Annotated in this window: 26 protein-coding genes; 12 read left to right on the top strand and 14 right to left on the bottom strand. The window is 68.5% G+C overall.

Annotated elements, in window-relative coordinates:
- Nucleotides 1-41 precede the first annotated feature (41 nt).
- Entirely contained in the window at nucleotides 42-608 is a 567-nt protein-coding gene (locus ACFO5K_RS16340; protein WP_378562763.1) for a potassium channel family protein, read from the top strand.
- Here ACFO5K_RS16340 and pgi read toward each other — a convergent pair.
- Entirely contained in the window at nucleotides 577-2217 is a 1641-nt protein-coding gene (gene pgi / locus ACFO5K_RS16335) for a glucose-6-phosphate isomerase (RefSeq protein ID WP_378562760.1), read from the bottom strand. The genes ACFO5K_RS16340 and pgi overlap by 32 nt on opposite strands.
- Nucleotides 2218-2410: 193 nt before the next feature.
- On the opposite strand from pgi, the gene ACFO5K_RS16330 reads away from it, so the two are divergent.
- Nucleotides 2411-3868 (top strand): NAD-dependent succinate-semialdehyde dehydrogenase, encoded by a 1458-nt coding sequence (locus ACFO5K_RS16330; protein ID WP_378562757.1) that lies wholly within the window; start codon nucleotides 2411-2413, stop codon nucleotides 3866-3868.
- 90 nt (nucleotides 3869-3958) lie between these two features.
- On the opposite strand, the gene ACFO5K_RS16325 is transcribed toward ACFO5K_RS16330, so the two are convergent.
- On the bottom strand, nucleotides 3959-4252 hold the full coding sequence (locus ACFO5K_RS16325; protein ID WP_378562755.1) for a chorismate mutase: 294 nt from the start codon (nucleotides 4250-4252) through the stop codon (nucleotides 3959-3961).
- 373 nt (nucleotides 4253-4625) lie between these two features.
- Here ACFO5K_RS16325 and ACFO5K_RS16320 point away from each other — a divergent pair, with 373 nt between their 5' ends.
- On the top strand, nucleotides 4626-7226 hold the full coding sequence (locus tag ACFO5K_RS16320; protein ID WP_378562753.1) for a UvrD-helicase domain-containing protein: 2601 nt from the start codon (nucleotides 4626-4628) through the stop codon (nucleotides 7224-7226).
- On the opposite strand, the gene ACFO5K_RS16315 is transcribed toward ACFO5K_RS16320, so the two are convergent.
- Together ACFO5K_RS16315 and ACFO5K_RS16310 are read right to left on the bottom strand one after the other, a co-directional pair.
- Nucleotides 7201-8613, bottom strand: a complete 1413-nt coding sequence (locus ACFO5K_RS16315) for a DUF1731 domain-containing protein (RefSeq protein WP_378562751.1) — start codon at nucleotides 8611-8613, stop codon at nucleotides 7201-7203. The two genes, ACFO5K_RS16320 and ACFO5K_RS16315, sit on opposite strands and share 26 nt — an antisense overlap.
- Before the next feature lie 207 nt (nucleotides 8614-8820).
- Nucleotides 8821-9849, bottom strand: a complete 1029-nt coding sequence (locus ACFO5K_RS16310) for a M23 family metallopeptidase (RefSeq protein WP_378562748.1) — start codon at nucleotides 9847-9849, stop codon at nucleotides 8821-8823.
- Nucleotides 9850-10374: 525 nt separating this feature from the next.
- Here ACFO5K_RS16310 and sucC point away from each other — a divergent pair.
- The 6 genes from sucC to purH all read left to right on the top strand — a co-directional run bounded on the left by sucC (nucleotide 10375) and on the right by purH (nucleotide 17954).
- On the top strand, nucleotides 10375-11538 hold the full coding sequence (sucC, locus tag ACFO5K_RS16305) for an ADP-forming succinate--CoA ligase subunit beta (protein WP_378562745.1): 1164 nt from the start codon (nucleotides 10375-10377) through the stop codon (nucleotides 11536-11538).
- 12 nt (nucleotides 11539-11550) lie between these two features.
- Nucleotides 11551-12468 (top strand): succinate--CoA ligase subunit alpha, encoded by a 918-nt coding sequence (sucD, locus tag ACFO5K_RS16300; protein WP_378562742.1) that lies wholly within the window; start codon nucleotides 11551-11553, stop codon nucleotides 12466-12468.
- Nucleotides 12469-12818: 350 nt separating this feature from the next.
- Nucleotides 12819-13907: a DUF5336 domain-containing protein gene (locus tag ACFO5K_RS16295; RefSeq protein WP_378562739.1), complete on the top strand. Its 1089-nt coding sequence runs from the start codon at nucleotides 12819-12821 to the stop codon at nucleotides 13905-13907.
- A 175-nt stretch (nucleotides 13908-14082) separates the two neighbouring features.
- The gene (locus ACFO5K_RS16290) at nucleotides 14083-15657 is read left to right on the top strand and encodes a cell division protein PerM (RefSeq protein WP_378562736.1); all 1575 of its coding nucleotides are present in this window, start codon (nucleotides 14083-14085) and stop codon (nucleotides 15655-15657) included.
- Nucleotides 15658-15714: 57 nt separating this feature from the next.
- A complete protein-coding gene (purN, locus tag ACFO5K_RS16285) occupies nucleotides 15715-16392 on the top strand; it encodes a phosphoribosylglycinamide formyltransferase (RefSeq protein ID WP_378563901.1) in 678 nt (225 codons plus the stop codon).
- Entirely contained in the window at nucleotides 16389-17954 is a 1566-nt protein-coding gene (gene purH / locus ACFO5K_RS16280; protein ID WP_378562733.1) for a bifunctional phosphoribosylaminoimidazolecarboxamide formyltransferase/IMP cyclohydrolase, read from the top strand. The genes purN and purH overlap by 4 nt, the downstream gene beginning before the upstream one ends.
- A gap of 61 nt (nucleotides 17955-18015) precedes the next feature.
- Here the strand turns inward: purH and rpsR are convergent, their stop codons facing one another.
- From rpsR to rpmB, 4 genes are read right to left on the bottom strand one after another with little or no spacing between them, the layout of a single operon-like run.
- The gene (gene rpsR, locus ACFO5K_RS16275; protein ID WP_378562730.1) at nucleotides 18016-18273 is read right to left on the bottom strand and encodes a 30S ribosomal protein S18; all 258 of its coding nucleotides are present in this window, start codon (nucleotides 18271-18273) and stop codon (nucleotides 18016-18018) included.
- Nucleotides 18274-18307: 34 nt separating this feature from the next.
- Nucleotides 18308-18613: a 30S ribosomal protein S14 gene (gene rpsN, locus ACFO5K_RS16270; RefSeq protein WP_378562727.1), complete on the bottom strand. Its 306-nt coding sequence runs from the start codon at nucleotides 18611-18613 to the stop codon at nucleotides 18308-18310.
- The gene (gene rpmG, locus ACFO5K_RS16265; RefSeq protein WP_011211511.1) at nucleotides 18613-18783 is read right to left on the bottom strand and encodes a 50S ribosomal protein L33; all 171 of its coding nucleotides are present in this window, start codon (nucleotides 18781-18783) and stop codon (nucleotides 18613-18615) included. The genes rpsN and rpmG overlap by 1 nt, the downstream gene beginning before the upstream one ends.
- 12 nt (nucleotides 18784-18795) lie before the next feature.
- Nucleotides 18796-19032 (bottom strand): 50S ribosomal protein L28, encoded by a 237-nt coding sequence (rpmB, locus tag ACFO5K_RS16260; protein WP_378562723.1) that lies wholly within the window; start codon nucleotides 19030-19032, stop codon nucleotides 18796-18798.
- A 74-nt stretch (nucleotides 19033-19106) separates the two neighbouring features.
- On the opposite strand from rpmB, the gene mrf reads away from it, so the two are divergent.
- The 3 genes from mrf to rpmF are packed head-to-tail and all read left to right on the top strand — an operon-like array spanning nucleotide 19107 to nucleotide 20881.
- On the top strand, nucleotides 19107-20441 hold the full coding sequence (gene mrf, locus ACFO5K_RS16255; RefSeq protein WP_378562720.1) for a ribosome hibernation factor-recruiting GTPase MRF: 1335 nt from the start codon (nucleotides 19107-19109) through the stop codon (nucleotides 20439-20441).
- Nucleotides 20438-20704 (top strand): type B 50S ribosomal protein L31, encoded by a 267-nt coding sequence (locus tag ACFO5K_RS16250; RefSeq protein WP_378562717.1) that lies wholly within the window; start codon nucleotides 20438-20440, stop codon nucleotides 20702-20704. The genes mrf and ACFO5K_RS16250 overlap by 4 nt, the downstream gene beginning before the upstream one ends.
- Before the next feature lie 3 nt (nucleotides 20705-20707).
- Complete coding sequence (gene rpmF / locus ACFO5K_RS16245; protein WP_378562714.1) at nucleotides 20708-20881, top strand: 50S ribosomal protein L32; 174 nt, start codon at nucleotides 20708-20710, stop codon at nucleotides 20879-20881.
- A 190-nt stretch (nucleotides 20882-21071) separates the two neighbouring features.
- Here rpmF and ACFO5K_RS16240 read toward each other — a convergent pair whose 3' ends face one another.
- The 6 genes from ACFO5K_RS16240 to ACFO5K_RS16215 all read right to left on the bottom strand — a co-directional run bounded on the left by ACFO5K_RS16240 (nucleotide 21072) and on the right by ACFO5K_RS16215 (nucleotide 26745).
- Nucleotides 21072-21296 (bottom strand): hypothetical protein, encoded by a 225-nt coding sequence (locus ACFO5K_RS16240; protein WP_378562711.1) that lies wholly within the window; start codon nucleotides 21294-21296, stop codon nucleotides 21072-21074.
- 471 nt (nucleotides 21297-21767) lie between these two features.
- The gene (locus ACFO5K_RS16235; RefSeq protein WP_378562708.1) at nucleotides 21768-22649 is read right to left on the bottom strand and encodes a hypothetical protein; all 882 of its coding nucleotides are present in this window, start codon (nucleotides 22647-22649) and stop codon (nucleotides 21768-21770) included.
- Nucleotides 22642-23241 (bottom strand): GTP-binding protein, encoded by a 600-nt coding sequence (locus ACFO5K_RS16230; protein ID WP_378562705.1) that lies wholly within the window; start codon nucleotides 23239-23241, stop codon nucleotides 22642-22644. Before ACFO5K_RS16230 ends, ACFO5K_RS16235 begins: the two co-directional genes overlap by 8 nt.
- Nucleotides 23242-23245: 4 nt before the next feature.
- Complete coding sequence (locus ACFO5K_RS16225) at nucleotides 23246-23617, bottom strand: DUF742 domain-containing protein (protein WP_378562702.1); 372 nt, start codon at nucleotides 23615-23617, stop codon at nucleotides 23246-23248.
- A 6-nt stretch (nucleotides 23618-23623) separates the two neighbouring features.
- A complete protein-coding gene (locus ACFO5K_RS16220; RefSeq protein WP_378562699.1) occupies nucleotides 23624-24028 on the bottom strand; it encodes a roadblock/LC7 domain-containing protein in 405 nt (134 codons plus the stop codon).
- Nucleotides 24025-26745: a sensor histidine kinase gene (locus tag ACFO5K_RS16215; protein ID WP_378562696.1), complete on the bottom strand. Its 2721-nt coding sequence runs from the start codon at nucleotides 26743-26745 to the stop codon at nucleotides 24025-24027. Before ACFO5K_RS16215 ends, ACFO5K_RS16220 begins: the two co-directional genes overlap by 4 nt.
- Between the last annotated feature and the right edge of the window lie 74 nt (nucleotides 26746-26819).

Raw genomic sequence — 26819 nt, 5'->3', positions numbered from 1 at the left:
GTACAACGCCGAATTGGCGAACTCGGCGCAATCATGGACTGATGACGCCAGGTCGGTTCTTCCCCGGTCATGCGCAGCGCAACGGTGCCGCGGCCCTGTTCACGCTGCTGTTCTACTACAGCGTGCCGGTGGGACGGGTGTTCGAGGTCGACGCGTGGCCGGGGCAGGCGGTGGGAGTGCTCGCGTTCTTCGCCGGTGTCGCCGGACTGGGGTGGATGGTGTGGCGGCGGGTGCAGACCTATCTGCGCGCGCCCACCGCCGCCGGCGGGCAGGTCGACGGACTACTGCTCATCGTGTGCGTGGTCGGTGCGGTGTTCGCACTGTTCTATTACCGGCTGCAGCAGCTACATCCGGACCAGTTCGTCGGACTCGAGACGCGCACCGACGCCCTGTACTACACGCTGGTCACCCTCGGCACCGTCGGCTACGGCGACGTGCGCGCCGTCGGCCAGGCCGCCCGCGTCGTGACGATGGTGCAGATCGTGTTCGACCTGGTCGTGCTCGGCACGCTGCTCACCATCATCACCTCCAGCGTGACCGGCCGGATCCGCGCCGCGACGGCGGCGGCGAACAAAGTCAGTGGCGATGAGCCCGGTACCACGCGATGAGCTCGTCGGTCGAGGAATCGCCCGCCGACTCCGGCTCCTGCACGCCGCCCAGTAGCGGCATCAACGCCTGCGCCTGCTGCTTGCCCAGCTCGACACCCCACTGATCGAAACTGTCGATGCCCCACACGATCCCCTCGACGAACACCTGGTGCTCGTAGAGCGCGATCAACTGACCCACCGTCGCCGGAGTGAGTTCGGGAGCCAAGATGGTGGTGCTGGGGCGGTTGCCCGGCATCACCTTGTGCGGCACCAACTCCGGGTCGGTGCCCTCGTCGGCGATCTCCTCGGCGGTCTTGCCGAAAGCCAGCACCTTGGACTGGGCCAGCAGGTTGCTCACCAGAATGTCCTGCATGCTGCCCGTGCCGTCACGCGTGGGCAGATCGTCGGTCGAGCGTGCGAAACCGAGGAAATCGGCCGGGATCAGGCGGGTGCCCTGGTGCAGGAGCTGATAGAACGCGTGCTGGCCGTTGGTACCCGGTTCACCCCAGAAGATCTCACCGGTCGAAGTCGTCACCGGCGTTCCGTCGGCGCGCACCGACTTACCGTTGGACTCCATCGTCAATTGCTGCAGATAGGCCGGGAACCGGCGCAGATCGTGCGAGTACGGCAGCACCACACGCGATTCCGCGCCGAAGAAATTCGAGTACCAGATCCCGAGCATGGCCAGCAGTACCGGGCCGTTCGCCTCCAGCGGCGCCGTCGCGAAATGTGTGTCCACCGCGTGCATTCCACTGAGGAACTCGCCGAACTGCTCCTTGCCGATGGTCACCATCACCGACAGGCCGATGGCCGAATCCACCGAATAGCGGCCGCCCACCCAATCCCAGAAACCGAACATGTGCGCGGTGTCGATGCCGAACGCGGCCACCCGCTCCGCATTGGTCGACACGGCCACGAAATGCTTGGCGACCGCTTCCTCGCCCAGAGCGGCCACCAGCCAGCGGCGCGCCGCCGTCGCATTGGTGAGCGTTTCCAGCGTCGAAAACGTCTTGGACGCCACGATGAACAATGTGCGCGCCGGATCCAGACCGGCGAGCGTGGAAACCAGATCGGCCGGATCGACATTCGACACGAACCGGGCCTCGATTCCGGCATCGGCGTAGTGCCGCAATGCGCGACACACCATGTCGGGCCCCAGATCCGAACCACCGATACCGATATTGACCACCGTGGTGATCCGCTCACCGGTGGCCCCGCGCCACCGGCCCGAGCGCACCGAATCGGCGAATTCACCCATCCGGCGCAGTACGTCGTGCACCTCGGCATCGGCATCGGTGCCGTCGATGCACAGCTGATCACCCACCGGCAGGCGCAACGCGATATGGCCGACGGCGCGGTCTTCGGAGGTGTTGATGTGCTCGCCGGAATACATCTGATCGCGGCGCTGCGGGACTCCGGCCGCGCGCGCGAGATCGACCAGCAGTCGCAAGGTTTCGCGAGTGACGCGATGTTTGCTGTAGTCGATGTGCAGGTCCGCCACCCGCAACGTCAGCTCACGGCCGCGCGCCGGATCCTCGGCGAACAACTGCCGCAGATGCAGGGGTGCGACGGTGCGGTGATTGTTGTGCAGTGCCTGCCAGGCCGCCGACGCGGTGATGTCGCTGCTCACGAATCCGGAGCTTACAGGGTTGGTTGGCGCGTCGGCTCGGTCGAGCGGCGGGTTTGTCGGGGGTGCGTAGCCCGGGTGGGGTGATGGTTTCGGTGGGGTGGGTAGCTGGTGTGCGGCAGGGCGGGACCGGCGGGTGGCGACATCTTTGTTCTGGATCGTGGCCGGGGTTGCGATGGCGGCTTAGGCTGGCGAGATGGTGTCCCAACGTGACGTACTCGAATTCGTACCGAAGGGTTTGTGGATCGGTTCCGGGCCCGTGGAAGCTGAGGGGGGTGGCACGTTCGACGTGCGCAATCCCGCCGACGGGTCGGTGTTGGCGCAGGTCGCCGACGGGACTCCCGACGACGCGATGCGGGCGCTGGACGCGGCCGTGGAGGCGGGGCCGGCGTGGGCGGCCACCTCGGCGCGGGAACGCGGAGAGATCCTGCGCGAGGTGTTCGAGCAGCTGAGTGCGCGGGCCGAGGAGTTCGCGTTGCTGATGACCCTCGAGATGGGCAAGGCGCTGCCCGAGAGCCGCAACGAGGTGCGCTACGGCGCGGAGTTCTTCCGCTGGTTCAGCGAAGAGGCGGTGCGGGTGCACGGGCGGTACCTGCACGCGCCGTCGGGGGCGGGGCGGATCATGGTCGCCAAGCAGCCGGTGGGACCGTGCCTGGCGATCACGCCGTGGAATTTCCCGCTCGCGATGGGCACCCGCAAGATCGGGCCCGCGCTGGCGGCGGGGTGCACGATGATCGTCAAACCGGCTTCGGCGACGCCGCTGACGATGCTGGCGCTGGCCAGGCTCTGTAGCGAAGCGGGCCTGCCCGACGGGGTGCTGTCGGTGCTCACCACCCGGCGTTCCGGCGCCGTCACCGGCCCACTGATCGACGACCCGCGCCTGCGCAAGCTCACCTTCACCGGTTCCACCGGGGTGGGCAAGAAGCTCGTCGAAGCCTCGGCGAACCGGTTGCTGCGCACCTCGATGGAACTCGGCGGCAACGCGCCGTTCGTGGTGTTCGACGACGCCGACATCGACGCGGCGGTGGCGGGGGCGATGCAGGCGAAGCTGCGCAACGGTGGCGAGGCGTGCACCGCGGCCAACCGGTTCCACGTGCAGCGCGGGGTGCTCACGGAGTTCACCGACAAGCTGGTGGCCGCCATGTCGGACACGGTGGTGCTGGGGCCGGGCACCGATCCGGCGACCACCTTGGGTCCGCTCGTGAGTGCCGATCAGCGCGAGACCGTGAGCGAACTGGTCGACGATGCCGTCGCCGTCGGCGCGAAACGGCTGCTCGGCGGCGAGGTGCCCGACGGGCCGGGCTGGTTCTATCCGGCCACGGTCCTGAGCGAGGTGCCTCCGGCCGCCCGGATCCTGCGCGAGGAAGTCTTCGGACCGGTGGCGCCGATCGTCGCCTTCGACAGTGCGGACGAGGGGGTCGCCGCGGCCAACGACACCCGGTACGGGCTGGTCAGCTACGTCTACACGCGCGATCTGGACCGTGCGCTGCGCATCTCGGAGGCCATGGAAACCGGGATGGTGGGGGTGAACCGGGGAGTGATCTCGGATCCGGCCGCACCGTTCGGCGGTGTGAAGGAATCCGGGTTCGGTCGCGAGGGCGGCACCGAGGGGATCGAGGAGTACCTGAACACGAAGTACATCGCGCTGGCCTGAGAAACGAATACCGCCCCGGGGATGGTTTCACACCCGGGGCGGCTTCTGGTGAGCGGCGAACTGGGTGGTCGCCGCGTGGTTCGTGGGGTCTTACCGGCCGAGGCGTCCGCGGCCGAGGCGCAGCAGGAGCATGGCCAGGGTGTGACCCTCTTGGCCGAGCTCACTGAAGCGCTCGAGCACCTTCATCTCGCGGCTGTGGACCAGGCGCGGACCCCCGGAGGCCATCCGGGTGCGACCGATGATCCGGGAGATCTCGCTGCGGCGTTTGATCGCGGCGAGAATGGTGGCGTCGAGCTCGTCGATCTCGAGGCGAAGCTTTTCGATCTCCGCCTCGGATTGCGGCAGCGCCGAATCGGACCCGGTCGTCGTAGCAGGGGTGCTCATCATTCATCTCCTCGTGTCAGAACTTGGATCGGTCGGACTGGACGGCCTGTTACCCGATCTGTTCCTTCACCCTGAAACTTTTCCGGTGGGGCGGTACCTGATCCCCCCGGAGAGTGCGCAAATGGTCGCGCCCATTGCCCACGGTATCGGATCGGTAGCCGATCCGAGCACGCGGAGAAGCGCTGAACATGTGGCCCAGTCTGCCACGGTCCTGTAGGTAAGCAAAACAGTTGTGTTTGTGAATCCCCTGAGAACATTCACACGATCGCCGCCGACGGGCCGGACGCGGCGGTTCGCCGGTGGTTTGCCGGGGCCCGGCCGCGGTGGTGGCAGTTGGCTGCCTGTCGGTGCCCGCCGGTAGCGTGGACAGACGATGGACATCACGGTCGCTCCCAATACCGCAGCCACTGCCTCAGGCGCCGATCCCAGCGAACCGGTCGCCGCGCCGAACACCGCCGCGCTACCGGATCGCGAGGGCGGTGGCACCGGCGCGTCCGGGGGTTTGGCCGAGGCGGCGGCCCGGCACAGCGCCGAACAGCAGCAGCGCCGTGCCGAGCGCGAACAGCAGCGTGCCGAACAGACCGAACGGCTGCTCGAGGGGCTGAATCCGCCACAGCGCGCTGCGGTGGTGCACGCGGGCGCCCCACTGCTGATCGTGGCCGGCGCCGGCTCGGGCAAGACCGCGGTGCTGACGCGCCGTATCGCCTATCTGCTGGCGGCGCGGGGCGTGCAGACCGGGCAGATCCTGGCGATCACGTTCACCAACAAGGCTGCTGCCGAGATGCGGGAGCGGGTGGCCGGGCTGGTCGGCCCGCGCGCGGCCAGCATGTGGGTGTCCACTTTCCATTCCAGCTGTGTGCGTATTCTGCGAATGCAGGCCGCGCTGCTGCCGGGGTTGAATTCCAATTTCTCCATCTACGACGCCGATGATTCGCGCCGGTTGCTGACGATGATCAGCCGCGATTTCGAGATCGATACGAAGAAATATTCGGCGCGGCTGCTGTCCACGGCAATTTCCAATCTGAAGAACGAACTGATCGGACCGGCACGCGCCGCCGCCGACGCCGAGAACGACGAGACCGAGCTGCCCGCGCTGGTGGCCCGGATCTACGCCGAGTACCAGAAGCGGCTGCGCGCGGCCAACGCGCTGGACTTCGACGACCTGATCGGTGAGACGGTCGCGCTGCTGCAGAACCACCCGCAGGTGGCCGAGTACTACCGGCGCCGGTTCCGGCACGTACTCGTCGACGAGTACCAGGACACCAACCACGCCCAGTACGTGCTGGTGCGCGAGCTCGTCGGACACCACAGCGAAACCACCGACGAGCAGGCGGTGGAACCGAGCGAACTGTGCGTGGTGGGCGACGCCGATCAGTCGATCTACGCCTTCCGCGGGGCCACGATCCGCAACATCGAGGAATTCGAGCGCGATTTCCCTGATGCGGAAACCATTCTGCTCGAGCAGAACTACCGCTCCACCCAGCACATCCTGTCCGCCGCGAACGCGGTGATCGCGCGCAACGAGGGCAGGCGCGAGAAGAAGCTGTGGACCGATTCCGGTGCGGGCGAGCTGATCACCGGCTACGTCGCCGACAACGAGCACGACGAGGCCTCCTTCGTCGCCAAGGAAATCGACCGGCTCGTCGACGCGGGCGAGGCCACCTATGGTGACGTCGCGGTGTTCTACCGCACCAACAACAATTCGCGTGCGCTCGAAGAGATCTTCATCCGGATGGGCCTGCCGTACAAGGTGGTCGGCGGGGTGCGGTTCTACGAGCGCAAGGAAGTGCGCGATGTGGTCGCCTATCTGCGCGTGCTGGCCAACCCCGACGACGCGGTGAGTTTGCGCCGCATCCTCAACACCCCGCGGCGCGGGATCGGTGATCGCGCCGAAGCCTGCGTGGCGGTGCACGCCGAACAGCGCGACATCGGGTTCGCCGCCGCGTTGCGCGATGCCGCCGAGGGCAAGGTGGCATTGCTGAACACCCGTGCGCAGCGGGCCATCGCCGGTTTCCTCGACCTGCTCGACGAGATCCGCGCGGCCGGGCAGCGCGCCGACAGCGATTACCCCGATGTCGGCAATGTGGTCGACGCGGTGCTGGACCGCACCGGCTACCGCGCCGACCTGGAAGCTTCCGACGACCCGCAGGACGGTGCGCGGCTGGACAACCTCAACGAACTGGTCAGCGTGGCCCGCGAATTCAGTTCCGAGGCGTTCAACAATGCCGAGGCCGCTCGCGAGGAAGGGTTGCTGCCCGAGGTGGGCGACGGCGAACCCGAACCAGGTTCGCTGGCGGCTTTCCTGGAACGGGTGTCGCTGGTCGCCGATACCGACCAGATTCCCGACGAGGGCACCGGTGTGGTCACCATGATGACCCTGCACACCGCCAAGGGGCTCGAATTCCCCGTGGTCTTCGTGACCGGCTGGGAGGACGGGCAGTTCCCGCACATGCGCGCCCTGGGCGACCCGAACGAGCTGGCCGAGGAACGCCGGCTGGCCTATGTGGGTATCACCCGTGCGCGGCAGCGGCTCTACCTCTCGCGCGCGGTGGTGCGCTCGGGGTGGGGGCAGCCGGTGTCGAATCCGGAATCGCGTTTCCTGCAGGAGATTCCGCAGCACCTGCTGGATTGGCGCAGGCTGGAACCTGCGGTGTCGCAGGTGCAGCGTGGGCGGCGGCGCGGGGACGACAGTGGTTTCGATCGGGACTGGACCCGTGGCGACGGATGGGATCAGCGGCCCGGCGTGCGGGGCGGCACCGGTGGCCGCCGGCCCGCGCCCGGCGGCGCGGTGAAGCGCAACAACACCGATCTCGTGCTCGCCGTGGGTGATCGGGTCACCGACGACAAGTACGGGCTGGGCCGGGTCGTCGCCGCCGATGGGGTCGGGCCGCTGGCCACGGTCACCATCGACTTCGGGACCGCAGGCAAGATCCGGCTGATCCCGCAGTTCAGTCGAACGATCGTGAAGTTGTGACGCCGGATCGGTGCGGCAGCAGGTCGGTGAGGGCTTCGTCGAGGGTGGGGTAGCGGAAGGTGAAGCCTGCCTTGTGCAGGACTTCGGAGGTGGCGTGGCGGCCGGTCAGGCCCAGGGCGGGGTCGCTGCGCAGGAGCGCGGCCCCGACGTTGAGCACGGCCTTCGGTGTCGGCGGGGCCGGTGGGCGGCGCAGGATGCGGCGCAGCGTGGTCATGAGTTCGCTGTTGCGGACGGGGAATTCGGTGGCGGCGACGAGAATCCCACTGGGTAGCGCCAGATCCGGGTCCAGGCCGAGCGCGGCGCGGACGACGGCCAGCCAGTCTTCGATGTGGATCCAGCTGAACCACTGATCGCCGGGGCCCACGCGGCCGCCGAGACCGGCCTTGGTGAGCTGGGTCAGGCGTTTGAGCGCCGGGGCGTCGGGGTCGAGGACGATGGAAGTGCGCAGGATCGTCCAATGGTCGGCGCGGGCTGGGTCGAACGCCTGTTCCCACGGCTGGGCGACGCCGGTCATCTGCGGCAGCCCGGCGGGGACGGGGGTGGTTTCGGTGCAGCGGGTTTCGCCCGCATCCGACCAGATGGCGGTGGTGCCGGCCTGCACCCAGTAGTCGACGGGGGTGTCGCGCAGGGCCGCGGCGGCGACCAGGGCCGTGGTGGAATCGACCCGACTGGCGCGTAGTTCGGCGATATTGCGTTCGGTGGGCCTGCAGTCGACGAGTTTTCCCGCCAGGTTGATCACCGCGAGCCGACCGGGTTCGCGCAGTTCGGTGGCCCAGGCGCCGATGGAGCGCCCGTCCCACTCGGTCTGGCGAAATGGTAGGGCCGGGTTGCGGCGGCGGGTGAGCAGGGTGACACGCTGCCCACGAGAGGTCAGGTCGGCGGCGATCTGCAGACCCAGCGCGCCGGTGCCGCCCGCGATCACCACGTTGAGCGCGTCGTCGGCGGGAACGACCCCGGCCAGCCGGGCCAGCCGCGAGAAGTTCACCCGCACATCGGTTTCGATGAACGGCCGGACCACCGCCCGGGTGGCCGCCGCGGACGGACCGGTGAACCGCAGTTCCTGGGTGACCTCGGTGCCACCGTCGCGCGGCGTCAAGCGCCAGGTGAGATGCATCGTGCCCGCGGGTTCGGGTTGTTCGATGCGCAGCTCACGACACGCTTGGGCAGCGACCACGGTGAACGGCGCCGCGAATCGGTGGTGGATCCGGGCCGACGCGTTGCCGTTCGGCACATAATCTCCGGTGGCGCCGACGGCGACCGGCCCGTGCATCCGTACCGACCGCACCCCCGGGTTCCACTCCGGCCACCGCTCGAGATCGGCCAGCACGTTCCATACCGATTCCGGCGCCAACGAGATGAACTGCGTGTACTTCGTCGTACCACCCATACCGAAACGCTATCCCCGCATCCGAACCGAAGGAAGGGTGCGCCTCGTCTCATGCACAATGCCCATCGGAGGTCGTGCAGAGGCAGGTGAGCACATGGGTAACTGCCCAATCACAGCTGATCCGGCCCACTTGGATCCCGCCGGCCGCCAACGTCACTCGGTCAACCACCTGGGTCCGGCCAAAAGACGCGGAGAGGCGGGCCGTGCTCAGTCTCGTTGGTAGCCGAGGCTGATGCCTCGGGTGGCCAGCCACGGGACCGGGTCGATTTTGTCGGTGCCGTTCTGCCACACCTCGAAGTGCACGTGTGGGCCGGTGGAGAACCCGCGGTTGCCCATGGTGGCGATCTGGTCGCCGGCCATCACTCGCTCGCCCGCGGTGACCGTCGCGGTGTCGATGTGGCCGTAGATGGTGATGGTGCCGTCGTCGTGCAGCACACGCACCCACATGCCGAAACCCGATGCGGGGCCCGCTTCTACGACGGTGCCGTCGGCGACCGCGTAGATGGGGGTGCCGATCGGGCCTGCCACGTCGATGCCGAGGTGCTGCACGCCCCAGCGGGCGCCGAAACCGGAGGTGTAGTTGCCGTTGGTGAATTTGGCGAACAGGGGCCGCAGTTTGGCGGATTCCTGGGCGGCCAGGTCTTCGGCGAACTTCTGGCCTTTGGCGAGGATGTCGTCGAACTGGCTCTTGTCGGCGATCGCGGTGGCTTCGAGCACCTGCGGGGACGATCCGGTGGCCTGTTCGGCGACCTCGGCGGTGTTCATCGACTGGGCGGCGATCTCGTGGATCTGCCCGGCGGCCTCGTAGTCGACGCCGGAGGTGGACTGGCCGGGGTCGGCCATCGCGGCCTGGCCGGCGGCGACCACGGCGCCTGCCGCCACCGCGATGACCGCGGCGCGGCCCTTCAGCGCGGTGGGCGGGGCGGGGACGCGGTGCGCACCGCCACGGCGTTCGGCGCGATGCGGCTGATGCGGTTGCGGGGCCGGTGCTTCGGTGTCGACGGGCGCCCACGCGGGGGCGTAGGCCCCGGTGTCGTATGCGGTGGACTCGTCGGCGGTCCATTCGTCTTCGGCGGGAGTCCAGGCCGAGTCGTCGGACCAACTGTTCTGGGAGTGCCAAGAATCGGTGCTCGGGGCCGTGTTCCTGGGCCATGCGGCGGCGGTGGCGGGTGCGTGGCGGTAACGGTGGCCGGAGCTGCTTCGATCTTCAACTGGGAAGGTGGAGCGGTGGTTCATCGGCTACGCCTGACGTTCCTCAAGCTTGTCGTCCTCCTCAGTCCTGACTTGCCAGTCGTGACCTGGTGTCGTGACCTGGTTGTGACTTCGACCGCACTGACGGTAACGAAGCGATTGCACAGTGGCAAGCGCTGGTGAGAAACCTACACCTACGTGTGAGATTCGTCACCGTATCGCAATGCAGCAACTCACCGACCGCCGGGGTCGTGGGTGAGGTGTGTCGACGACAAAACGTAGTAGATCGTGAGATGCCGGGACTTTAAGTGTTCCGACCTGCCACGGGGTCTCACGCGGCCGCAAAACTACTCGCCAGTAGCGTTGGCCAGCGGTTTTCCGGACCTCCCGTAACGTGTCGTGACCTGCGCCACTTAGGATGAACGTGGCCGTTTGGCCCTCCATGTGACTGGTTAGAGTCCGACCCGACCCGCAAGCTGACCCTTTCGAGCGACCCGCAAGCAGTCGCTTCGGCGTGCCGGGCCCCCAACAAAGACGTTGTCATAGCAACGCAGACGAGACGGTGAGTACATGGATCTCTTCGAATATCAGGCGAAGGAGCTCTTCGTTAAGCACGGAGTGCCTTCGTCCGAGGGTCGTGTTTGCGACACGGCCGAAGAAGCACGCGCCATTGCCGAGGAAATCGGCAAGCCGGTCATGGTCAAGGCGCAGGTCAAGGTGGGCGGGCGCGGTAAGGCCGGTGGCGTCAAGTACGCCGCCACCCCGGACGAGGCGTTCACGCACGCGCAGAACATCCTCGGCCTCGACATCAAGGGCCACATCGTCAAGAAGCTCCTGGTCGCCGAGGCCAAGGACATCGCGGAGGAGTACTACATCTCCTTCCTGCTCGACCGCTCGAACCGCACCTACCTGGCCATGTGCTCGGTCGAGGGCGGTATGGAGATCGAAGAGGTCGCCGCGACCAAGCCCGAGCGCCTCGCCAAGATCCCGGTGGACGCCGCCAAGGGTGTCGACCTGACCTTCGCCCGTGAGATCGCCGAGAAGGGCCACCTGCCCGCCGAGGTGCTCGACGCCGCGGCCGTGACCATCCAGAAGCTGTGGGAGGTCTTCACCAAGGAAGACACGACCCTGGTCGAGGTCAACCCGCTGGTGCGCACCCCCGGCGACGAGATCCTCGCCCTCGACGGCAAGGTCACCCTCGACGAGAACGCCGAGTACCGCCACCCCGATCACCTCGCGTTCGCCGACGTCGACGCGACCGATCCGCTCGAGCTCAAGGCCAAGGAGAACGACCTCAACTACGTCAAGCTCGACGGCGAGGTCGGCATCATCGGCAACGGCGCCGGTCTGGTCATGTCGACCCTGGACGTCGTCGCCTACGCGGGCGAGGCGCACGGTGGCGTGAAGCCGGCCAACTTCCTCGACATCGGCGGCGGCGCCTCGGCTTCGGTGATGGCGGCCGGCCTCGACGTGATCCTGGGCGACGCGCAGGTCAAGAGCGTGTTCGTCAACGTCTTCGGTGGCATCACCGCCTGCGACGCGGTCGCCAACGGCATCGTCGGCGCGCTCGAGGTGCTCGGTGACACGGCCACCAAGCCGCTGGTCGTGCGTCTCGACGGCAACAACGTCGACGAGGGTCGCAAGATCCTCGCCGAGGCCAACCACCCCCTGGTGACCCTGGCCCAGACCATGGACGAAGGCGCCGACAAGGCCGCCGAACTGGCCTCCAAGTAAGGAATCACGAACATGTCCATCTTCCTGAACAAGGACTCGAAGGTCATCGTCCAGGGCATCACCGGCGGCGAGGGCACCAAGCACACCGCGCTGATGCTGAAGGCGGGCACCAACGTGGTCGGCGGCGTGAACGCGCGTAAAGCCGGCACCACCGTGACCCACTCCGACGCCGACGGCAACACCGTCGAGCTGCCGGTGTTCGCCTCCGTCGCCGAGGCGATGGAGAAGACCGGCGCCGACACCTCGATCGCGTTCGTGCCGCCCGCGTTCTCCAAGGACGCCATCGTCGAGGCCATCGACGCGGAGATCCCGCTGCTGGTGGTCATCACCGAGGGCATCCCGGTGCAGGACTCCGCCTACGCGTGGGCCTACAACGTCGAAAAGGGCGAGAAGACCCGGATCATCGGCCCGAACTGCCCCGGCATCATCACCCCGGGCGAGGCGCTGGTCGGCATCACCCCGAACAACATCACCGGCAAGGGCCCGATCGGCCTGGTGTCGAAGTCGGGCACGCTGACCTACCAGATGATGTACGAGCTGCGCGATTTCGGTTTCTCGACCGCGATCGGCATCGGCGGCGACCCGGTCATCGGCACCACCCACATCGACGCCATCGCGGCGTTCGAGAAGGACCCCGAGACCAAGGTCATCGTGATGATCGGTGAGATCGGTGGTGACGCCGAGGAGCGCGCGGCGGCCTACATCCAGGCCAACGTGACCAAGCCGGTCGTCGGCTACGTCGCCGGTTTCACCGCGCCCGAAGGCAAGACCATGGGCCACGCCGGCGCCATCGTCTCCTCCGGTGGCGGTACCGCCCAGGCCAAGCAGGACGCGCTCGAGGCCGCGGGTGTGAAGGTCGGTAAGACGCCGTCCGAGACTGCCGCACTGGCACGCGAGATCCTGGAGAAGGCGTCCATCGCGTCGGCGTGATCCGGTCAGGGCCCGTAGGCGGTAGCTTGCGTGGCCACGAAGGGCCCAGCGGATCAGGCCGATCCGATACTGCCTGATCCGGTCAGGGCCCGTAGGCGGTAGCTTGCGTGGCCACGAAGGGCCCAGCGGATCAGGCCGATCCGATACTGCCTGACCCTCGCACACTTACGAAGGCCGCCCACAGGTTCGACCGGGGCGGCCTTCGTCGACTTGTCCACCGGGCGTGGTTCGTCCACAGCCCGATCGGTAGGTGATGACCGGGGCGACGGCGTGCAGTAGCGTCATGTACTGGATCAGCGCCAGGCAGTTCGACGCGACCGATGCGCACGACTCGACAAGGAGACGACGACATGTCCTACCCGACAGGGGGCTCCGGGTACAACGCACCCGCGACACCCGCCGCGCCCGCCCAGGGCCCGAGCACCGGAGCCGCTGCGTCAGCGACCGCGCCCGGTCCGGACACCAAAGGTCTGCCTTTCATCCTCACCGCGGCCACCGCCGGCCTCGGCTTGCTCACGTACCTGCTCGGATTCGCGCCCTACATCGGGTCCTCGCCGGTGACCTTCGGCGACACCACTGTCGGCGAAGGCAGCAGCTTCAGTCTCTTCGAGTTCGGTGGCGGCTCCGGCATCGCCCTGCTGCTGCTGGCCGCGCTGCTGGCCGGTGCGTCACTGCTGCCCAAGCAGAACCTGCTCGCGGTGTGCGCCGCCGCCGCGCTGACCGGCTTCATCAGCCTCGTCATCGCGACCTTCGTCTCCGTGCCCGACGGCGCCGAGCTGAAGTTCGGTGCCTACCTGGTGTTGTTCCTGGCCTTCGTCACCACGGCGGTGGCGATCGTGGCGCTGCTGTTCCAGCTCGGCATCATCAAGGCGCCCGCGCCGAAACCGGCTCAGCCGCAACAGCAGCCGGGGCAGTTCGGGCAGTACGGCCAGCAGCCGGGTTACGGTCAGCCGGGGCAGCAGCCTTACGGCCAGCCCACCGCTCAGCAGCCCTACGGCCAGCCGGGTTACGGGCAGGGCTCGACGGGCGGGCAGTACCCCACCCAGTCGCCCTACGGCCAGCAGAGTTCGCCGTCGATGCCGCAGGCGCAGCCGGGTTACGGTCAGCCGGGGCAGCAGCCGGGTTACGGCCAGCAACAGCAGCAGGCCTACGGCCAGTACGGCGCGCAGCAGCAACAGCAGTCCTATGGTGGGGCGCCGCAGGCACAGCCGCCGCGTCCGGATGAGAGCGCCACGCAGACCTTCGGTGGTCAGCCGGGTGCCCAGCAGGGCGGTCAGCCCTTCGGTGCGCCCACCTACGGTGGCGCACAGGCCGCTGCCCCCGCGCAGCCGGGTCAGCCGGGTCAGCCCGCGCAGGGCCAGCCCTTCGGTGGCGAGCAGACCGCCGATCCGGCGGCCGACGCGACCACCGCGTTCCGCCCGAACGAAGACAACAAGTAGAAACCACGGGCATGTTCGCCGCAGTGCCGTGCGCGGTAGCCGAGGTGCGCGGCGAGCATGCCGGACACCGTCGTCGCGCGGTGGCTCAGGTTCAGTCGCGAGCCCACAGGTGCGCCTGTGGGCTCGCGGCGCGCCTGACCCGCGCCCGACGGGGAAGCTGCCACGCTGAATTGTCATGAGCTCCCGTAACGCCCTCGTGCGCCGGACCTCCGGGTCACGCGGAAACGGGGAGACGATCACCTCGCCGCCGTCCGGGCACGAACCCGGCTGGTGGCCGTTGTCGCCGGAACGGTCCCGCACCCTGCTGCTGGTGGCCGCCCGGCCGACCATCTCCGCGCTGACGGTGACAGTGCTGATCGTGCTGGCGGTGATGCTGACCGCGGGCACCGCGCTCACCAGCGCGCCGGGCGCGGTCGCGGCGACCTGGCTCGCGGCGCACCAGATTCCGCTCACCGTCGGTGGCACCACTCTCGGCCTGCTCCCACTGGTGCCGACGGCATTGCTGGTCTGGTTCGCGGCCCGCGAATGCGCGCGTGCGGTGCCCGAGCACCCGACTCCGGTCGAGCTGACCTGGCTCACCGGTGCGGTGCTGGCCGGGCCACTGCTGATGACGGCGGTCTGCCTGGCTGTCACCGGTGATGCCGCGGGCGTCACCGCACTCGAACCACCTGGTGTGTTCAGTGCTTTCAGCTGGGTGTTCATTCTGTATCTCGGTGCGGCCGCCGGCGGTATCTGCAGCCGGGCGTGGTCGGCACTGTGCGCACTGGTGCCGGTGCGGATCCCGGAGTGGGCGGTGCTCGGTGCGCGCGCCGCGCGCCGCACGGTGCTGCGCCTGCTCGGTTGTGCCGCACTGGCCGCGACGGTCTCCTTCTTCGTCCACCTGTCCCGCGTCGGTGACACCTATCGGCAGGCGCACGACGTGATCGACGTGCTGGGCATGACGCTGCTCTCGCTGCTCTACCTGCCCAATGTGGTGATCGCCGCGGCCGGGCTGCTCAGCGGTGCGCCGGTGCAGTTCGGTGCCGGTTCGATCGGACTGTTCGGGGTCAGCGCCGGTGAGGTGCCCGCGGTGCCCGCCCTGATCCCGGTGCCGATGGGCCCCGCCGCGGCGTGGTGGCCGGTGCTGTTGCTGGTGCCGCTCGCCGTCGGCGTACTCGGCGGCATCGAGCTCGGCCGGACCAGCGACGACCGGCCCGGCGCTCCCTGGGCGACTCTGACCTGCGCCGGACTGTCCACACTGACCTTCCTCTCGCTCGCGATCCTGGGCAGCGGTCAGCTCGGTGCCGGCGGCTGGACCGGAATCGATCTGCCGGTGCTGGTGGTGCTGTTGGTCACCTGGCTCGGTTTCGGCGGCTTCGTCGGCATGGTGTTCGCCCGCCGCTTCCTCGCCCGTACCGCACCGGCCGAGGAATACGACGACTATGACTACGACGATTACGACGAGGACGACTTCTTCGACGACCACGACCACGACCACGACGACCACGACGACCACGACGATGCCGTCGACGAGGACGAAGACGACTACTACGACGACGACCCGGACCATCACGACCACTCCGGCGACGCCGATCACGACTACCACGACCCCGCCGTGGAACTCGACGCCGAACTGGTCGAGGACCTCGATGACGACGTCGAGGTGAGCATCGCCGCCCCCGGCTCCACGGCTGCCCCCGCCGAGGACATCGTCGATGTCGAGGTGGTCGAGCCGGACCTGCCGGAGGGTGACAGGGGCACCGGTCGTTAAGCTCGACCCGGCGGTATCGCCCATCACCGCCGGCCCGCACGCGCAGCGTGCTACCCGATCACACGCAGGAGTAGAGCGCTGACCACCTCGTTTGCCCCGTGGCGGCCCGCAGGGACACCGGCCACCGTCGTCGTTCTGGCTTCGGGTGCCGGCTCGCTGCTCAACGCGCTGCTCGCCGCCGCACGCGAGCCCGGTTACCCGGCGAGGATCGTCGCGGTCGGGGTGGACCGGGACTGCCCGGCCACCGAGCACGCCGACGCCGCCGGGGTGCCGCATTTCAAGGTGGCGCTGAAGGATTTTCCGGATCGCGAGGCATGGAACGTCGCCCTCACCGAGGCAGTCGACGCGTACCAGCCCGATCTGGTCGTGCTGGCCGGGTTCATGAAAATCCTGGGCCCCGAGTTCTTGGCGCGCTTCGGCGGCCGCCTCATCAACACCCATCCCGCGCTGCTGCCGTCGTTTCCCGGCGCGCACGGGGTGCGTGACGCGCTCGCCTACGGCGCCAAGGTCACCGGCACCACGGTCCACCTGGTCGACGGCGGTGTCGACACCGGACCGATCCTGGCCCAGGAGGCCGTCGAGGTGCTGCCCGGTGACGACGAGGACACGCTGCAGGAGCGCATCAAGGTTGTCGAGCGACGGTTGCTGGCGCAGGTCATCGCCGCCGTCGCGACGCGAGGCATTGTCTCCGATGGACGAAAGGCAGAAATACCAGATGAGCGAGCACACCGGTGAGTGAACGTAAGGCGATCCGCAGGGCGCTGGTGAGCGTCTACGACAAGACCGGTCTCGTCGAGCTGGCCACCGGACTGCACGCCGCGGGCGTGGAGCTGGTGTCGACCGGCTCGACCGCGGGCAAGATCGCCGAGGCGGGTGTGCCGGTCACCAAGGTCGAAGACCTGACCGGTTTCCCGGAGACCCTCGACGGCCGGGTCAAGACGCTGCACCCTCGCGTGCACGCGGGCATCCTGGCCGACACCCGCCGCGCCGAGCACGTCGAGCAGCTCACCGAGCTCGGGGTCGAGGCGTTCGAGCTGGTCGTGGTGAATCTGTACCCGTTCACCCAGACGGTGGCCAGTGGCGCCGGCGTCGACGAGTGCGTCGAGCAGATCGACATCGGCGGTCCGTCGATGGTGCGGGCGGCCGCGAAGAACCATCCCTCGGTGGGTGTGGTCGTCGACGTCACCGATTACGACGACGTGCTCGCCGCGGTGAAGTCGGGCGGGTTCACCCTCGCCGAGCGCACCGCGCTGGCCGCCAAGGCGTTCCAGCACACCGCGAGCTACGACGTGGCGGTCGCGAGCTGGATGGGTTCGGTCGCCGTGCCCGCCGTCGTGTCCGAGACCGAGCAGTTCCCCGGTTGGGTCGCCGGTTCGTGGGAGCGCGCCGCGGTGCTGCGCTACGGCGAGAACCCGCACCAGGCCGCCGCGCTGTACACCAGCAACGACGGCACCGTCGGCATCGCGCAGGCACAGCAGTTGCACGGCAAGGAGATGTCGTACAACAACTACACCGACGGTGACGCCGCCTGGCGCGCCGCGTTCGACTTCGACGAGCCGGCCGTCGCGGTGATCAAGCACGCCAACCCGTGTGGCATCGCCGTGGGCGCCGACATCGCCGAGGCGCACCGCAAGGCCCACGCCACCGACCCGGTCAGCGCCTACGGTGGCGTGATCGCGGCCAACCGTGAGGTGAGTGTGGCGATGGCCGAGCAGGTCGCCGAGATCTTCACCGAGGTGATCGTGGCCCCCGGTTACGCACCGGGTGCGGTGGAGGTGTTGCAGCGCAAGAAGAACGTCCGTGTGCTCGTCGCCGAAGCGCCGCAGCGCAAAGGTGTGGAGCTGCGTCCGATCAGCGGCGGTGCGCTGCTGCAGGAACGTGACGTTCTCGACGCCGCGGGCGACGACCCGGCCAACTGGACTCTCGCCGCCGGCGATCCGGCCGACGCGACGACCCTGGCCGACCTCGAATTCGCTTGGCGCGCGTGCCGTGCCGTGAAGTCGAACGCCATCCTGCTGGCCGACGACGGCGCCGCCGTCGGTGTGGGCATGGGCCAGGTGAACCGGGTCGACTCCTGCAAGCTCGCCGTGGAACGCGCGGGGGAGCGGGCCAAAGGTTCGGTCGCCGCCTCGGACGCGTTCTTCCCGTTCTCCGACGGCCCGCAGATCCTGGTCGCGGCGGGCGTACGCGCCATCGTCCACCCGGGTGGTTCGATCCGCGACAAGGACACCGTGGAACTGTGCAAGGAAGCCGGCGTCACCCTGTACCTGACGGGTGCCCGCCACTTCGCCCACTGATCCGTCCCGCAAACGAGGGTGGCCCCGAAGCTGTTGCTTCGGGGCCACTTTCGTATTCGCGCTACTTCGTGGTGGTGAAGGGCAGCAGCGCCATCTCGCGTGCGTTCTTCACCGCGATCGCTACCTGCCGCTGCTGTTGCGGGGTCAGGCCGGTGACGCGACGGCTGCGGATCTTGCCGCGGTCGGAGATGAAGGTGCGCAGCAGGTTGACGTCTTTGTAGTCGACGTGTTCGATGCCCGCGGCGATCAGCGGGTTCTTCTTGGGCTTGCGGCCCTGCTCGGCGCGTGCCTTCTTGGACGGTGCTCGCTTCACTGCCATGGGATATTCCTTCTCACGAGATCAGTGGGTGTCTCTACCAGCTCGATTTGTGGACCCCAGGGAGCTCGCCCCGGTGGGCCATCTCGCGCACACGTATCCGGGAGAGCCCGAACTTTCGGAGATGGCCACGCGGGCGGCCATCGGCTGCATCCCGATTTCGCAATCGTACCGGACTGGCATCGCGGGGCTGTTTACGCAGTTCGGCCTGGGCCGCGGCCCGCTCGTCGTCGCTGGTGCCCGGCTTGCGGATGATCTCTTTGAGCTCGGTGCGGCGGGCGCCGTAGCGTTCGACGATCTCGCGCCGCTGCTCGTTGCGGGCGATCTTGGATTTCTTGGCCATCAGCGTTCCTCACGGAAGTCGACGTGCTTGCGCACGACGGGGTCGTATTTGCGCAGGACCATCCGGTCGGGGTCGTTGCGGCGGTTCTTGCGGGTGACGTAGGTGTAGCCGGTGCCGGCGGTGGACTTCAGTTTGACGATCGGCCGCAGTTCGGTCGATTTCGAGGCCATGGATGGGTGCTCCTAGATCCGGTCGCCACGGGCACGGAGGCGGGCGATGACCGCTTCGATTCCGTCCCGATCGATGGTTTTGATGCCCTTGGCGGAGACCGTCAGCGTGATGCGGCGGCCCTCGCTGGGCAGGTAGTAGGTCTTGCGCTGGATGTTGGGGTTCCAGCGACGGTTGGTACGCCGGTGTGAGTGCGAGACGGCTTTTCCGAAGCCGGGCTTGCGACCGGTGACCTGGCAGTGGGCCGACATGCGACCTCCCTCCACGGTTATGACAACCATTTTCGACAACGAGTATTCCGCACTGTACCGTTGCTCTAAAGTAAATGAAAATCGTTATCGAAAGGGGTTGCCGGGTGCTGGACCAGTCCGACCGGAGAACGCCCGTGGTGCTGCTGGCCGGCTTCGCCGGACCCGCCATGACCGGGGTCGAGCACATCGCGGCGAAGCTGAGTGAAGACGCGGGCACCGTGGTGGTGCATCACGATCTCGCCGAACTACGCGAAGGGGTCGTGCGCCGTACGGTGCGCACCGCAGGCCGGGTGAGTACGACGGTGCTCGAGCTGGCGCACGGGTGCGTCTCGTGCACACTGCGCGCCGATCTGCTGCCGATGCTGTGCACCCTCGCCGCGCGCGACCATGTGCGGCGCATCGTGCTCGCGCTGGATCCGGCGATCGAGGCCGAGGCGCTGTGCCAGGCGATCGAGCACGTGGAGGTGACCGGCGTCACCGACCGTGTCGACGGGCCCGCCGCGCGCAACGTGCGCGTCGAGGCGGTACTGACCTGCCTCGACGGTGAACAGTGGCTCGCCGACGCCACCGGCGACGAGGCGCTGGCCGATCGCGGCCTCGCCGGAGCCGACGACGACCGCACCGTCGCCCAGGTGGCCGTCGGGCAGGTGGACTTCGCCGATGCCCTGGTGGTGCTCGCCGCGGGCGCCGACACACTGGACCGGGAACGCCTCGGCGCGGTGCTGGCCCGGATGGCGCCCATGGCCCCCGTGGCCTGGCTGGAGCGGCTCTCGGACTTCGACGCGGTCGAGATCGGCGCGCTGCTCACCCGCGTGCCCGCCGACTCGCGGCGTGGTCGCGTCTTCGACGCGCACGCCCCGCTGCTGCGCGGTCAGCCGCCGCTGGACACCGACTGCGGCGTCACGATCGTCGAATTCGCCGCCCGCAGGCCGTTTCATCCGGTCCGGCTGCACGACGCGCTCGATGTGCTCTTCGACGGTGTGGTCACCGCCCGCGGCCGGGTCTGGCTGGCCACCCAGCCCGAGCAGGTGGTCTGGCTCGAGTCCGCCGGTGGTGGCCTGCGGGTCGGCAGCGCGGGCCGTTGGCTGGCCGCGATGAGCCCCGAGGAGCGCGGTGCCGCCGATCCCGCCCGGGTCGCGATGGCGGCGCTGGGCTGGGACGAGCGCTTCGGCGATCGCGAGGTGTCGCTGGTGATCCTGGCCCACGACGCCGATCCCGCCGAGATCCGCCACGCCCTGCACTGGGCGCTGGTCGAGGACGACGAGCTGCTGCTGGTCGACCGCGCCCCCGAGCGAGTCGCGTTGTGGGAGGACCCCTTCGGCGACTGGCACGAAGACCCCTGCGCCGATCCGGCCGAGACCGCGGCCACCGCGAGCGAGCGCACCAACCCCAGAGGAGAAACCGCATGAAAACCGGAATCCACCCCGACTACCACCCCGTGGTGTTCGAGGACGCCAACACCGGCAAGCAGTTCCTGACCCGGTCCACCGTCACCAGCGATCGAACGATCGCCTGGGCCGACGGCAACACCTACCCGCTGCTGACCGTCGACGTCACCTCCGATTCGCACCCGTTCTGGACGGGCACGGCGCGCAACCTCGACACCCAGGGCCGGGTGGAGAAGTTCGAGCGCAAGTACGGAAAGCGTTCGCGCGCAGGCAAGGAAGGCTGACTCATGGCGGTCCCCAAGCGCAGAATGTCGCGCTCGAACACCCGAAGCAGGCGCGCCCAGTGGAAAGCCGAAGTCCCACAACTGGTCCCCGTAACCGTGGCCGGCGTCGAATACCGCGTTCCACGCCGCATCGTCAACGCAGTCCGCAAAGGCATGATCGACCCAACCCGCCTCTGAAACACCGAAACAGTGACGGCCCCCCGGAAGAACCCCCTCCCGCGGGGCCGCCCCCATATGTCCCTACCGCCCTGGGTTTGTGGCCCGCCTCGGCTCCGAGGGGCGAGACGTAACGCCGAAGGCGAAGTATCGCCCCTCGGAGCCGAGGCAACCGGGGGCCACAAACCCCGCGGCACCAGCCGCCAAAATTTCAGCCCTCTTGTTCGGCGAGCGCGACCAGTGCCGCGGCGAGCTTGATGTACTTGTTGGTGCCCAGGTCGGCGATGGTCTTGATCTTCAGTGCGTCGAGCAACTGCTGATCGACCGCCGCGGACAACCCGGCCAGGGCCGACGGGGGTGCGGCGAGGATCTCCTGCAGCGTCTTGTTCTCGAATTCCTTGTCGAGAGCCTTGTCGAGCACCACGTTGACGGCCATGCGAACTCCTTCGAACGAACCTTGGATGTGCCGGGCGAGACGAATCCGCCCGCCCGCGACGATATCTCGGTCAGCGGCGGTGTGTCGGCCGAACGTGCGGTCTTCGGTTTGTTCTGCGGAGCGTGCTGTCCAGGGGGCTTGCTGCGGCGCTGTTGTGCCTGTTCAGGGGCTTATGGGCGGTTCGGGGCAACCGGGCGGCTAATGGTGTGACGCGCGCCACTTGGGCCTGGTGGCCGCGAGAGCTTGCCGAAGGATTGCTGACGGTCCAGTTACCAACTCACGGTTTGTTTTTCGGGACAGGAAAGTTCCTGATTCTCTGATGCGGAGTCCTGAACGGGTATGTACTCTCGTGCACGAGGGCGGGTTCTCCAGCAATGGAGAGCCCGTCCATCGCCATTTCAGCGGCCGTCACCTGTGTGGAAACCAACCCGATAGCTGTGTGCGCCAGCAACTTCGCCGGACCGTACCGTCCTACCTGTTGCGCGCCGGCGGCGCCACGGGACGACCATCGCGCGCGGGCACCGGCTGGACCGGACGCGCGGGTACCGGCTGGACCGGACGCGCGGTGGACGGCCGAACCCGTGCCGCCGTGCGATCGAAGGCCGCACGCGCCGCGTCGCGCCGATCCGGCGCCACCAGAATCGCGGTGACCGGCACCGTCAGCCCCACCGACCCGATGACGAACATCGGGAACACCAGATCGAACAGATCCATCCCGCTGGGTGTGCGCACACCGGGATCGATCGAGAACTCCAGCGCGGCGACCGCGGTGTAGTACAGGGCGGCCACGCCGAGGGCGAACAGCACCGCCGCACCCACCAGCGCCCACCAGTTGCGCACCACCTGGCACGTCCACAGCGTCGCCGTGCACAGCACCATCGACATCGCCACGACCACCGCGATCAACCCGAGTGACTCGCTCACGGTGCCCTGCACGGTGAGCCCGTCCAGCGCCAGATAGGTCGACAGGCCCACACTCAGGCCCATGGTGAGTCCGCCGACGATCAGCCGGGGCAACTGCAACTCGCGACCGCCGATCAGCAGGCCGGCCAGCACGCCGACGACCGCGACGGCCGCCGCCGCGACCCCGAGCGCGGCGTTGTACCGCACGGTGCTGCCGGGTACCTCTACGCCGAGCAGCGCCACCGAATTGGCCAGCCACAGCCCCACTCCGCCGAGGCAGATCGCGGCCATCGTCAGCCAGAGCAGCCGGAATCTGATCGAGTACTTCGCGTGCCGGACACAGGCGAAGGCCACCAGCGCGCCGAGTCCCGACAGGTCGAGCGCGAGCCAGGCCACGCCTGTGCCGCGACCGAAAACGTCAGCGCTTTCGGCGGCGAGTACGTCAAGCACGCCGGCCCGCCCCTTCGAACTGCTGCGGTTCGAGCTGAGCGATGGCGTACTCGGTCACCGCCGCCAGCGCCTGACGGACCTCGACGGCATTGCGCGCGTCGATGTCCACGATCGGAATGCCCTCACGCACCGACAGCGCCTCGCGCAGTTCGGCGATCGGGAAACGGGGCGCGTTGGGGAAGCGGTTCACCGCGATCAGGAACGGCAGCCCGCGCGCTTCGAAGAAGTCGACCGCGGCGAAACTGTCCTCCAGCCTGCGGGTATCGATCAGCACCACCGCGCCGATGGCGCCGCGGATCAGGTCGTCCCACATGAACCAGAACCGTTTCTGACCCGGGGTGCCGAACAGGTAGAGCACCAGGTTGCCCGGCAGCACGATGCGGCCGAAGTCCATGGCGACGGTGGTGGTTTCCTTCTCCGGCGTCTCGGCGAGGTCGTCGATGCCGTCGGAGAAATGGGTCACCATCGCCTCGGTGCGCAGCGGCACGATCTCCGACACCGCACCGACGAAAGTGGTTTTACCGGCACCGAATCCGCCCGCGACGACGATCTTCGTCGACGCGACCCGCTGGTCCTGTGTCGGCGGGCGCATGCCATCAGAGGCCACGGAGTCCACGCAAAGTCCTCTCCATCAGTGATCGGCGTTCGTCGTAGCTCGCCTGTTCGGTCAACGTCGAATGCACTCGAAGAATCCCGCCCACTACGAGATCACCGATCATCACCCGGACCATACCCAGTGGGCGACCAAGGTATGCGGCAATCTCGGCCACTGAGAGCCGATGTGTGGCCAGACGCACGATTTCGGTCCGCAGATCGCCTGCGGGCCAGTCCATGTGCGCGGTATAGGAAACGGTTTCCACGACCGCCTCGAGCGGCAGCGCGATCGCGGGTTCGGTCCGGCCGGAGGTCAGGGCATAGGGCCTGACACGCGTTGTGGGCCGGTGTTCTGATCCGTAAGGGCTCGACATCTCACCTCAGCCGGCGGAGCGGGCGGTGGCGGTGACCGCCGAGCCCACCCGGTCGACGAGCAACGCCATCTCGTAGCCGATCCGGCCGATGTCGTGACTCTTGTTGGCCAGCACCGCCAGATGCGAGCCGTTGCCCACGCTCATGACGAGTAGGTAGCCACGCTGCATCTCCACGATCGACTGCATCACCTTGCCGCCGTCGAACAGTTGCGCCGCCCCCATCGACAGGCTCGCCAGTCCCGCGGTGACCGCGGCCAGCTGCTCGGCGCGATCGGCGGGCAGGTGCGGGCTGGTGGCTTGCAGCAATCCGTCGGCCGAGACGAGCACCGCGTGCGAGACACCGGGCACGTCGCGGGTGAAGCGGGCGACCAGCCAGTTCAGATTCTCGTCTGTGGGATGCGCGTTGCTCATTCGAGGCCTCCGTCGTTGTACTGGATCTCGGCGCGGCCACTACGAACGCCGCTGAGATGTCGGGTCAAGTTGTTGCGGATCTCCTCGGGATCGCGGTCACCGGCTTCCTCGGCCGGCGTGAGTCCGCCGGGCACCAGCTGCGCGCCCGGTCTGCGGATCGGCAGGCCGCCGGAGGTACGCGAGGAGGTCTGCGGCTGGTCGGCCTCGGCCGCGGCCGACCAGCCCGCGTCGCCGGGGGAGCTCCACGATCCGCTCCCGGATTCGCCGGCCGCGGTGGCGGGTTCGACCAACCACTCCGAGACCATCCGCTGGTAGATCGGGGTCGGGGCCGGACCGGGGACCGGTTGCAGCCGGGTGCTCGCGGTGGGCGCCGGGTCGGCGCCGGGTTGTTGCGGTTGCTCGGGTTCGGTCGACTCCGGCACCCGCTGGGGCGGGGCCGGTGTCGGCTCGGGGTCGGCCTCGGTCACCGGGAAGTCGTCGGTGTCGTGGTCGTGCTCGGCCCACAGGCCGCCGGGCGATGCCGGTTCGGACTCCGGTGCCGGCAGGCGGGCTTGTCCGGGTGCCGGTGGGGGAGTCGACGGAATACGTTGCGGGAGACCGGCGCTGGTGAGCGGAGCCTTGGGCCCGTCACCGTTGGGTGGTGCGCCGTTGGCGCCCAGCGGCTCCGGCGGCACCAGCGGATGCGGTCCGGTGCCCACCGGGAACTGTGGCGGGCCCACCGCCGCGGGCACCACCAGGTTGGGTCCGGTCGCGATGATCGGGTTCGGGCCGGTGACATCGGCGGCGAGCAGCGCCGCGGGCACCAGTGGCTGCGGCCCGGTGGACACCAGCGGGTTGGGGCCGGTGATCGGTCCGGACGCCACGGGCTGGGGCGCGACGAGCGCACTGGGCAGGTGCACACCCGCGGTGATGCCGGACTGGCCCGTGGAACCGCCGGTGCGGCGCAGTCCCACCGTGATCGTGTGCCGCTTGGCGAGCCGGCCGACCACGAAAAGACCCATCCGCCGGGCGGTCTCGATGGTCACCTCGCCACCGGAGGCCAGCCGCTCGTTGGTGAGGTGCAGATCCTCGGCCGACATGCCGAGGCCGCGGTCGGTGATCTCGATCAGGTACCCGCCGTCCACCGCGCGCCCGACGATCACCGCCACCGAAGTGCTCGGCGGCGAGTAGCGCAGCGCGTTGTCGATGAGCTCGGCGAGCAGGTGCTCGATGTCGACGGCGGACTCACCGGCGACCACCCCGTCGGGCACATTGCCGATCTCGACGCGCTGGTAGTCCTCCACCTGCGACACCGCGCTCCACAGCATGTCCGACAGCGGCACCGGTGGCAGATGACCACGGCGCAGCGCGGTACCGGCCAGCACGAGCAGGTTGTCGCCGTTGCGGCGCATGCGGGTGGCCAGGTGGTCGAGGCGGAACAGTGTCTGCAACCGTGACGGGTTGTCCTCGTCGTGCTCGAGTTCCTCGATCAGCGCGAGCTGCTGTTCCACCAGTGACTGGCTGCGCCGCGACAGCGTTTCGAACATGTTGCCGATCTGCAGACGCAACCGCGCCTGGTCGGCGGCCAGATTCAGGGCCTGCTCGTGGATCTCGTCGACCGCGCGGGCGAGCTGGCCGATCTCGTCGGTGGAATGCACACCCACCGGGGCGATCTCGGGTGTCGCGCCACCGCTGCGCACCACGGCCAGTTCGTCGGGCAGCTTCACGTGCGCCACCTCGAGCGCGTCGCGGCGCAGCCTGCGCACCGGCACCACCAGGGTGCGGGCCACGGCCAGCGCCAGCGCCAGGCCCGCCAGCAGCATGCCGAGCACCAATGTGGTCTCGCGCAGTGCCGCGGTCTGGGCCTCGGAGGTGCTCGTGTTGAGCGTCTGGTCGATGGTGTCGAGCAGCGCGGCGATGGTGGCGGCATAGGTGTCGGCGCTGACCTGGAGGGTGTTGAGGACCGCGCCGTTGGTGGTGGGGTCGCCGGTGTTCTGGCTGAACACGCTGATCCGGGTCTGCACCGCGTCCAGCAGTGCGGCCATGCTGCCAGCGTTCTCCGGCGCGACCATGGCGTAGGTCTTGATCATCGTCTGCTCGGAACCGAGTTCGATGAGCATCTTGGCGCGGTCGCTCTGGCTGGTGGCCGCGTCCGGGGAGACGATCAGGGTGCGTTCGCGGGTGAGTACCCGGCGGGCCTGGTGCAGCGCGGTGAGTTGCAGGAAGTAGCGCTGGACGGCGAAGTCCTCGACGGCCGGGGTCTTGGCGAGCGCGTTGCCGATGCGCTCGCCGATCTCGTCGGTCTGCTCACCGACCATCGCGGGCGAGCCACCGCGCACGGTGTTGCGCAGGGTGGCACCGGTGCTGATGGCCGCGGAGAGGTCGGCGGCCACCGCCGGGTCGATGCGCGCGCCGCGCAGCGAGCTCTGCACCTCGGCCAGCGCCTGGTCGTAGGTGGTGAGCGCGGCGTCGGTCTCCGGGTCGGCGATCGCGCCCCAGTTGGCGGTCGCGGCCACGGCGAGTTGTTCGGTGGCGGTGGCGAATTTGACCACGGGGCGGATGACGGTGGCCTGCTCGGTGGCGGCGCCCAACTGCGTCATCGTCTGCAGCTCGGCGTTGATGCGCAGCACGGCGAAGGTGGTCGCGAGCATCACCGGCAGCACCAGCACCACACCGACCTTGCGCGTTACCGACCAGTTCGACAGGCTGAATTGCCAGGAGCGCGATGCAGGTTCCATCCGCGTGCGTTGCCTCTGCTTCCACGTGTGACCCCGGCCCGCGCGGGGGGAGGTCGCGGAGCGATGCAAGCGCA

It is taken from the genome of Nocardia halotolerans, assembly GCF_042650145.1.
In the GTDB taxonomy this organism is placed as follows: Bacteria; Actinomycetota; Actinomycetes; order Mycobacteriales; family Mycobacteriaceae; genus Nocardia; species Nocardia halotolerans.
This window is presented reverse-complemented; position numbering and strand designations above follow the sequence as displayed.